Origin of the sequence: Otoolea muris (assembly GCF_943193115.1) — a bacterium.
GTDB lineage: Bacteria > Bacillota > Clostridia > Lachnospirales > Lachnospiraceae > Otoolea > Otoolea muris.
Window position 1 is genome coordinate 1 of the sequence record NZ_CALPCY010000094.1, and the last position, 9,565, is coordinate 9,565.

Here is a 9,565-nt window from a genome sequence, read left to right on the forward strand (position 1 = left end):
CACTATTATGACAAAGATGATGAGATGGTGACCGGCGAGTGGAGGAAAGACGGCGCTAAGTGGTTCTATCTGGATGAGGACGGCGACATGCTGACGGATTCCTGGGTGGATGACGAGTATTATGTCGGCGCTGACGGCGCGATGCTGGTAAACCAGTGGGCGAAGACCGCTTCTGAAGATGCAGTGGACGATCCGGACGAGGATGGCGATCATTGGTTCTATTTTGGAAGCAAGGGTAAGAAAATCAGCAATGATAAGAAGAAGATCGGCGGTAAAACTTATTTCTTCAATGAAGACGGAGAGATGAGAGACGGCTGGTATGAAACCGAAAGCGGTGATGTTTACTATTTAGGTGAAGAGGACGAAGGCTGGAGAGCTGAGAACCAGTGGTTATGGTTAGAGCGCCCGACAGACGAAGATGCGGAAGACGACGAATGGTCTGATGATGACTGTACGATTGGCTGCGATGATGAAGGCTGGTACTGGTTTGGCTCTGACGGAAAAAGATATAGTGATAATAAAAAGAAGAAAACTATTAATGGAAAACACTATTTCTTTAACGCACACGGCCAGATGTTGTATGAGTGGATCAACACAAAGGATGGCAATACAAGCGATGGAAGTGAAAATATAGCAGCCAGCCGCAGCGAAGTAGAAAAGGCATCCGGTTCAGACGCACTGCAGGAATTTGACAGCAATACCGTAGAAGATATGCGGTATGCAAATCAGGTTGAGGATGGTTCCAGAACTGATGGCTGGTATGAGATTGCAGGCTCGGAAGATGCAGGAGCTGATGAAGACACCGAATGGTATTTCTTCAAGGATGGTAAAGCTAAAAAGGCTGATTCTAATGATTTGGTTAAAGTAGATGGTGCCGTTGTTACAGATGATGGCGCTCTTGTATACAGGGCAAGAATTAAATGTGATGGCAAATATTTCTGCTTCAATGAATTAGGACAGATGCAGACAGGCTTGCAGTTGATCAACGGCTATTTCTATTACTTTGACGATAATGGTTATATGAAGACCGGAAAGGTTGCTGACGTTGAAGAAGCAGATGATGACGCTTATACTTATTACTTTGAAACCAAAAACAATGGAAACGGAAGAGGTATAAGCGCAATTAAGGACGGTTACCTTTACTGGAACGGTAAGAGAGTAGAAGCTGATGACGATTACGCGTTGTATTGGTTAGGCGGAGATCAGATTTACCTTGTAAACAGCAAGGGCAAAGTCCAGAAAACTCCAAAGAAGTATGCATTAGACAGTGTGTCTGGTGATGACATTTATGTTGACATCAAAAACAATAAGGTAAAGAGTCTTTCTGAAGAAAAGAACGGAGCCAGCATTGATTTAACAGTTCCGGCGACTGTTATGGAATTGGCAAAAGAAGAGGTAATCTGGGTACCGCATATTTTAATTTATGATGAGAATCTTGTACCAGTAGTAGTACACAATAATAAGTGAAACATTAATTTGGGGAATAGTTTATTAACTTCCCAAGCAGAATATTGGTTGATACAGTATAAGGATTTTTGATATATTGTATTTTCCATATACTAAATGAGACATCGTTAATACAAATAGTAATGCCGTCCAATAATCAAATTAAGATTGTTGGACGGTATTATTATTTCACAATATTTTGTTGTATGCTATTAGCCCGGTTGTCGTTATACAAGTATTTTTATAAATTTAATTTTCAGACTGTAAAAAATCTTGTGTCTACAGGTGAAAAATCTTTGTTGGTAGGAATCAGATATGTAAAAATTTGTTGTCGAACAAAGTGGATTTCTTTTCTGATAATAGTATTGCCCGTTTATCTGTTTCTATACACATATATCAGATTTTTTGCAAACCAATCAGGCATCAGCAGAAGGGAAATATTTTGTGGGCGCTGCCACCCGGCCTCCGAAATAAGGCTGGATATTCCTGGCAATACTGCTAATGCCGATGGAATAAGGCCGGGACATTCTTGATATGATATGCTGTTCCAGCTTTTTTATAGCTACCGGCGATCCTGTCTCTATAAAGAACAATAATCTGGTTAAGCACCTGATCCCAGTTCCGGTAACGCTGTGTCCACTTCCTGATTATGTTTCCGCTGGCAGGATACAGCATTTATTCCAAAGAGCTGTCGCTTGGGAATACGCTTTTTGTCTTGATTACTTTCCGGTACTGGCAGTTAAGTCCTTCTATGATGTTTGTAGTATATATGATGCGCCGGATATCATCGGAAAACTGGAAGAAGGAACGGACATCCTCCCAGTTTTTTTCCCAGTTACTGACCGCATAGGGGTATTTCTTTCCCCAGTTCTCCTTGATCTTTTCCAGTTCAGACAGTGCAGATGACTCATTTGAAGAATGATACACGGCTTTAAAGTCAGAAGAAAACTTCTTCCGAATCACTGTAATTGACATATTTGAAAGAATTGCGCAGCATATGGATAACACACCGCTGTATCTGGGCCTGAGGATATACTGCCCCTATAGCTTCCTTAAATCCCGCAAGCCCGTCCACGCAGAAGAACAGCACATCCTCCACACCGCGGTTTTTCAGGTCATTTAACAACCCAAGCCAGAATTTACCGGTCTCGTTGGCGCCCACTGTGATACTCCAGATATCTTTGCAGCCGTCTGCTATGATTCCAAGAACCATGTAAGCGGCACGACTGAGGATGCGTCCGTCTTCCCTGACCTTGTAATGGATACGGTCCATGAATACAAACGGATAGACCGCATTTAATGAGTGTGACTGCCATTCTTTGATTTCCGGCAGGATTCTGTCTGTTATCTTACTGACCATTTCAGCGGACAGTTCCATCCCGTAAAGCTCCTGTATCTGGTCATGGATATCCCTTGTGCTCATACCTCTTGCATAAAGGGAAATCACTTTTTCTTCAATGCCGGAGATGTCCCTCTGGTATTTGGGAATAAGCTTTGGCTCGAATTCTCCTTCACGGTCTCTTGGGACATTGATCTGGAATTCGCCATACTGGCTCTTCAATGTTTTGGAAAAATATCCGTTGCGTTTGTTGGATGTGAGAACACCATTTTCTGATTTTTTCGTAGCCAAAGGATGCATCCAGCTCCGCCTCCATAAGCTCCTGAAGGATATCATTAAAGCTGTCCTTTAGCAGGCTGTAAACATCAGCCACGCTGTTAAGGTTGTTATCTGCAATAATCTGTCGTATTTGTTGTTTTGTTGCTGACATAAAAATCCTCCTTTTTGATCAGAATTGCCATATCTTGATTCTTATCAAAAAAGAGGTATTTTTTCCAAAGACACAAATTATTTTACACTACCCTGAAGAACCTGATTAATATCTATTCGGTTTTTATCGTTGGTACCTTTCGCATCTGTAAGTCCATTGCTTTCCACATCAAGATAAGTATATAATAGTTTATAAATATTATACACTATAAAAATGAGGATATTTCCGAAATCAGGCAGAAATATCCTCACTTACTCTCTATTTATTCAATTATAACATTGAATTTAATTCAGTTATCTCCATGTTCCTGTATTAGAAACATTTACATCAAACCACTTTTCAGATACACCGTTCAGATTGAGCGTGTTGTTACTAACTGTTACATTCCTGAAATCATAAGTATAGACATCATCGTCATAAAGCTGGATGTACGGAATATTTACATATTTCTCGGAATACTTGCCTTCCGCATCACAGTTAAATGAAGATCCATTGCTTGTTTCCAATAACGTGTTATAGATTAAATCTGCATCATTCAATGTTATGGTACCGCTTCCGTTCTCATAGGAAATGTCTTTTACAGTACCATTGTTTCTGAAGGTCACATCAACCTTATCATGCTCAATACCGGAATTCTCAATATCATATTTCCTGTTGGTCTTCTGGATTTTGCCCTTCGTATTTACAAGATATACATCCCCATTGTAGTAATAGAGTCTGTAATCATCATCGGCTACTAATTTCTTACCATTGAAGTAAAGGTAACCGCTCTTTTCGCCGTTAAGGCCTTTGGCATTTGCACCATTGTTCTTATTAAAATAGAACTCATAGGTATCGTCGTCACACTCTACATTGGTTACCTTTCCGGTTACCGGGTATCCGTTGCTGTCAAAGTAATAGAATCCTCTTTCAGCCGGAACATACTGTAATCCGGTCTGCATCTGGCCATATTCGTTAAATGCAAAATATTCTTTGCCGCCCTTCGGGCTGGTTACTTTGATGCGTGCTACATATACCGGGCCGTCGTCATTATTTACCCTGTAATCCGTGGCAGTCCTTGATGCTTTCTTTGCCCTTCCGTCTTTAAAGAAATACCAGTCTGTATCGGTATCCTTACCTGTATCTTTGGAACCGTCAATCTGATACCAGCCGTCTACCCTGGAGCCGTCCTCTACTTCGTTTGTATAAATCATGCTGTCAATGTATGCGGAACCGGCGCTCGCTGCGGGGATACTGCCATCAAGCTTTGCATTGGTCGGGGTTGCCGGGGCTACGCCGCTGACTTTCTGGTCATTAATCCACTCATACAGCATCTGGCCATGCTTATTGAAATAATAATATTTTCCATTAACTTTCTTCTTATCGGCGTCTTTTGCCATCTTTCCGCCTGTGCCGAACCAGTACCATCCTTCTTCATCACAGCCGTCACTGCTGGAATCTGTACAGCCAAGGAACGCTGCGGCCGCATCATGATCCTCATCCTCCTGGCTGGGATTTGTCAGCCAGCGCCAGGCATTTTCAACCCTTGCGCCGTCATCCTCATCGCCAAGATAGAAGACATCATTGTTTTTGGTATACCAGCCGTATTCCATTTCTCCGTCTTCATCAAAGTAGTAGGTTTTACCATTAATCTTTTTTAAGGTATCGACAGTCTTCTTACCTTTACTTCCAAAATAATACCAATGCTCGCCTTCTTCGTCCGGATCATTGACGTCCTCATCAGCCAGGGTCTTCTTCCACTGGTTGATCAGCATAGCGCCGTCATCGCCTACATAATACTCATCATCCACCCAGGAGTCATACAGCATGTCGCCATCGTCATCGAGATAGAACCACTTGCCGCCATCCTTTCTCCACTCATCGGTTACCATATCGTCATCGCGGTCATAATAGTGCCAAACCCCAGCGTCATCTTTCTCCCAACCAGCGGCGAAAGAAGTCATGGAAGCACCCATCGCGAGCAAAGCCGCCGCGGAAAGAACCGCAACTAATTTTGTCTGCTTTCTCATAATAATGCACTCTCCTTTTTTCCTTTTGAACTGCTCTTTTTTCCCGAAATTCCTTAACTTTTAACGGCCTTACCCTACTTCGGATATGGGGGATCCGGATTTGCGCATTTTATTTGGGAAAATATTGTACATTGGCGTGAGATCGGCTATACTTTTAGTATAAAGATGCGTTGGAGACTCAGTTTCATAGGGGAGGTATACCGTGAATTATCTGAATACAAACCGTCCTCAAATTTTATTTGAGGAAGCCCTGAACAGTAAAATCTATGTAGATAAGAGCCTGTTGATTGATAAAGTGTCAGGCTATATTAAAACCGGTGACAAATATATCTGTATCACGCGCCCAAGGCGTTTTGGAAAAACAGTCAATGCGAACATGCTGGCTGCTTACTATACAAAGGGATTTGACAGCCGGCCGTTGTTTGATAAACTCCTGGTTGCGCAGTGTAGTTCCTGTAAAAAGCATATGAACCGGCATAATGTGATCCATATTGATTTCAGTGAAATGCCTGACACCTGCGAGAATTATAAAGACTACATCGGCTATATCAGGGAAAACCTGTATCATGATATATTTATACTCTGCCCGTCACTGACAGAGAAAGAGCACAAAAGCCTCAGCAGGCTGTTATCTGATTCCGGGGAATCCTTCATATTTATTTTGGACGAATGGGATTCCATATTTTATCAGGATTTTATGGGAAGAAAGGAGCGGGATGACTATCTGAGGTTTTTAAAAAACCTGTTAAAAAATCAGCCATATGTGGAACTGGCTTATATGACAGGAGTTCTTCCCGTTGCTAAATATTCCAGCGGCTCCGAATTAAATATGTTTGATGAATTTAATTTTATGAACGACAATATATTCGACCAGTATTTTGGTTTTAGTGAAGCAGAAGTAAAAGAGCTGTGTAGACGACATCCCGGAATCCCATTTTCGGAAATAAAGAATTGGTATGACGGATATCATAAAAGCGATGGGGAAAGCCTGTTCAACCCGCGCTCTGTCAGCAAGGCATTGGAGCGCAGCGTCTGCTTAAATTATTGGACAGAAACAGGCCCAATGAATGAAATCGCGGACTGTATTGAGCATAATGTGGGTGAAGTGCGGGAAGATATTGTAAAGATGGTAGCCGGAATCCCTGTGGAGGTTGACCTGCAGGGCTACAGTGCTGCGGAATTACAGTTAGATACCCGCGATGAAATCCTTTCCGCGATGGTGGTTTACGGGTTCCTCTCATATTATAAGGGCAAACTTTCGATCCCGAACCATGAGCTGATGGAAAAATACCAGCACGTTCTGTCACGCGACAGTATGGGGGAGGTGAAAGAAATTGTTGACCGCTCCAGGGATATGCTGGAGGCCACCCTTCAGTGCAACGGGGAACGTGTTGCACAGCTCCTGGAACAGGTGCACGACACAGAAATCCCATTTCTGAAGTACAACGATGAAAATTCCTTGTCATGTGTGGTTACCCTGTGCTATTTATATGCCAGAAGGTTCTATAACATACTGCGCGAGGAAAAAAGCGGAAAAGGCTACTGCGATTATCTGTTTCTCCCCAAAGAATCAGGTTACCGGCCAATTATACTGGAACTCAAGGTGGGGAAATCGCCGGAAGAAGCGATAGGACAGATAAAGGCAAAAAATTACCCGCAGCGTGCGGAACCTTATGGAAAGGCTATCCTTGTGGGAATCAGCTATGATGAGGAAAAGCACCACCAGTGTAAAATTGAGGAGTATTCATTTTCGGGCAAACAGAGCGGCCACTAAAAAAGCACAATTTCCTGTTGGGAATAGCAGACCCAAAACAGAGTTTTCACAAAAAAAACCTCTGTTTCCGGCCTGTTTTCCTGCATAAAAATACTGTGCCCTGCACCTCCAAGGCATAATAAAACTTTTAAACTTCAATAATCATGGCAAGATGCTCTATGAGTGGATCAATACCAAGAGTGAAGATGTTGATGGCGATAAAGTAAATGCAAACGATGGTGTATATGCTGAAAGCGATAAAGCGGTAAGTGCTTCGGAAGCGGCTAAATGAGACTGTAAACTAAACCACCACCGGCTAAAGCCGGTGGGTTTGGGCTGGCTGCTGAAGCAGCCCAAAGTTGTCCGACCTCGAAGTTATCGCTCTTCTTTCGTTCTTCTATATCTTGATTTTTGATATATTCTTGTATAATCTCATCTGTTACGTTTCCACTACTGGCTACAAAGTATCCCCCTTGCCCATAGATGACGCCCACAAAATTCCTTATTCAATTCTTTATATTCCATCTGTAGTTTTTGGGATGTATTCCCCTTCATATATTGTGCCAGTCTGCTGGCTGATAGATGGGGCGGCACGGACACCAGCAGATGGTATATAGTCTTTCCCTACATGCCCCGCCAGGATCTCCACATCATTTGTCTGGCATATCTTGCGTATCAATTCTCTTGTCCTTATCGCAATCTTTCCCATCAGCACCGGTTTTCGGTATTTTGTTATCCATACGATATGGTATTTGATATCATACGTGCAATGGGCTGATTTTCTATAGTTTTCCATTTTCTCACCTCAAGTTTAGTATCTCTACATTTCTTTTTTCTAAACCTTGAGATGTGGGGTTGACCTAAAGGTTTCGCATGGAAGGCGAGGGTTTTACCCCCAGTATACAGACAATAAACTGTGTATTGTCGTAAATTGGTATGTAAAATCATGTTTTTCTGACATTATCTAAATCAATTTCCAGTGCCATTTTTTTACATTTACCGTTATTTTTCGACGCTATTTTCTATTTCTTTCTATAGAATAGTATTGCCATTTCCTGGTGATACTATTCATTTTATTTTTCCTTCATTAGCATGGTTTCATAGGAGTCCAGCCGGACGTTATCCAGGTGGATTTTTTTGATCTCACTTTCTGTATATAATTTATAGAGCATCTCCATCAGTATACTAAAATATTCTTCAGACATTTCCTGTCCTTCGTATTCCATGATCCGATAGGCCGCACAGGCATACGCTCTGGATGATTGATATGTCATAGCATTGTTTCCTTTGATGCTGGTTTTCGTGTTCATTTTCTATTCTGCCCATAAACGGTTAGCCGCCGGTAAAGCGGCTTTCTTTATTGGCTTCCCTTCTTTTACCGTCATTCGGTTTCAAAGGGAATAGGTTCGCCACCATATTGGTCAATATATTTCTGCGATTCTCTCCAAAAGCCTTTCTGTCCTATGAATTCCTCCAGGTAAAATAGTTTTCTTTCCAGTTCTCGCACCCGATCTTTTAATATTTCAGCCGTGTATTCTTCTTTCTCGTTGTCTTCCTCCGTCCATCCATAGTAATCCAATACGTATTTTCTTGCTTCTTCACTCCCCATGCCGGCTGTCGCTTTACGCAATGCTTCTTCCTCTCTGTAGATGTTAGGAAAATCAATCGGCCTGTTCCCGTCTCCAACAGCACAACGTGTATTCTCATGTACACTATATCATACTTCTGCCCATGCATGGAGCTCCCTACGCTCTTCTCCGGTTATAGATGTTATTTTTTCATATTCCTTTAATTCCCGCTTCAGAAACCGTTTTCGCTCCTTACTGCCCTGAATTCTGTCACCTTTCTGATTGCTTTATCCCCCGCTTTAGTTATTGCCATCTGTATGGTTGTTATGCACCAAATACCTATGCATAAGAACCATACAGACGGCATTGTGGCAGTCAAGGGATAAAGGGCGCTGCTGCTGTAATTTACAGCCGGATACGTTTCTGCGCGTCAGGCAATCCTGTCCCTGTCGCCAAATTCAATCACAAACTGCCCCTCGCCCCAGTTACGATATGACATGGATCATTTCTTAAATAATGTCCCTGGTAGACAAATCACAGTATTATCGAATCTATTATGCATTATATAAAAATGGATGTGTCGAATAATCTGTGATGATTTACACAGATTATTTTACACACCTTTTAACCAGAAAATTGATAATATAAAGCGAAAATCAATAACAACACTTTACGTGACAAATTTTTATTAGAGGAGCATGATTTCCAACAGACACATAGTTTTTAATGCTCAGAATTAACTCCTTGCTGAATTTTACAGTTCAGTTTCATTTACTCATAAAAAAGTTGCCCTGCCAATAATCAAGACTGCTGACAGGGCAACTTAACCAGACATATTCTTAATTTGCAGGATAGAATAAATTACTATAGTAGATCATACATTTTAGAAAGAACGCTGTAATTCCTTTAAAAATAAGGAATTACAGCGTTCCTTTTATTATAGTAACTCAAACTTCCCACACCGATTGGTGTGCTGAACCTTGAAAAATCAATACTTTAGTCCATAAAAAAGGCACAAAC

Annotated in this window: 5 protein-coding genes and 2 pseudogenes; 2 read left to right on the top strand and 5 right to left on the bottom strand. The window is 41.7% G+C overall.

What is annotated here, in order from left to right:
* Positions 1 to 1,467: glucan-binding protein (locus NFS31_RS25645; RefSeq protein ID WP_251501638.1), on the top strand; the 1,467-nt coding region annotated here is incomplete at its 5' end.
* 477 nt (positions 1,468 to 1,944) lie between these two features.
* Here the strand turns inward: NFS31_RS25645 and NFS31_RS25650 are convergent.
* Both NFS31_RS25650 and NFS31_RS25655 read right to left on the bottom strand, forming a co-directional pair.
* Positions 1,945 to 3,215: pseudogene (locus tag NFS31_RS25650) on the bottom strand (IS256 family transposase).
* Positions 3,216 to 3,508: 293 nt separating this feature from the next.
* On the bottom strand, positions 3,509 to 5,224 hold the full coding sequence (locus NFS31_RS25655) for a PspC-like choline-binding domain-containing protein (protein ID WP_251501639.1): 1,716 nt from the start codon (positions 5,222 to 5,224) through the stop codon (positions 3,509 to 3,511).
* Between the two features lie 202 nt (positions 5,225 to 5,426).
* Between NFS31_RS25655 and NFS31_RS25660 the strand changes: the two genes are divergently transcribed.
* On the top strand, positions 5,427 to 6,998 hold the full coding sequence (locus NFS31_RS25660) for an AAA family ATPase (protein ID WP_251501646.1): 1,572 nt from the start codon (positions 5,427 to 5,429) through the stop codon (positions 6,996 to 6,998).
* A gap of 356 nt (positions 6,999 to 7,354) precedes the next feature.
* Here the strand turns inward: NFS31_RS25660 and tnpA are convergent.
* The 3 genes and pseudogenes from tnpA to NFS31_RS25675 form a co-directional block, all read right to left on the bottom strand.
* A pseudogene (gene tnpA / locus NFS31_RS25665) lies at positions 7,355 to 7,773 on the bottom strand (IS200/IS605 family transposase); the annotation flags it as partial.
* Positions 7,774 to 8,050: 277 nt separating this feature from the next.
* A complete protein-coding gene (locus NFS31_RS25670) occupies positions 8,051 to 8,251 on the bottom strand; it encodes a hypothetical protein (RefSeq protein WP_251501648.1) in 201 nt (66 codons plus the stop codon).
* Between the two features lie 107 nt (positions 8,252 to 8,358).
* Positions 8,359 to 8,607, bottom strand: coding sequence for a PLC family EF-hand domain-containing protein (locus NFS31_RS25675; RefSeq protein WP_251501650.1), 249 nt, complete (start codon positions 8,605 to 8,607; stop codon positions 8,359 to 8,361).
* Between the last annotated feature and the right edge of the window lie 958 nt (positions 8,608 to 9,565).

What these genes read in the sequence shown, in the direction of transcription:
- NFS31_RS25655 (WP_251501639.1), bottom strand. Translation starts at nt 5,224, where the DNA reads ATGAGAAAGCAGACAAAATTAGTTGCGGTTCTTTCCGCGGCGGCTTTG.
- NFS31_RS25670 (WP_251501648.1), bottom strand. Translation starts at nt 8,251, where the DNA reads ATGACATATCAATCATCCAGAGCGTATGCCTGTGCGGCCTATCGGATC.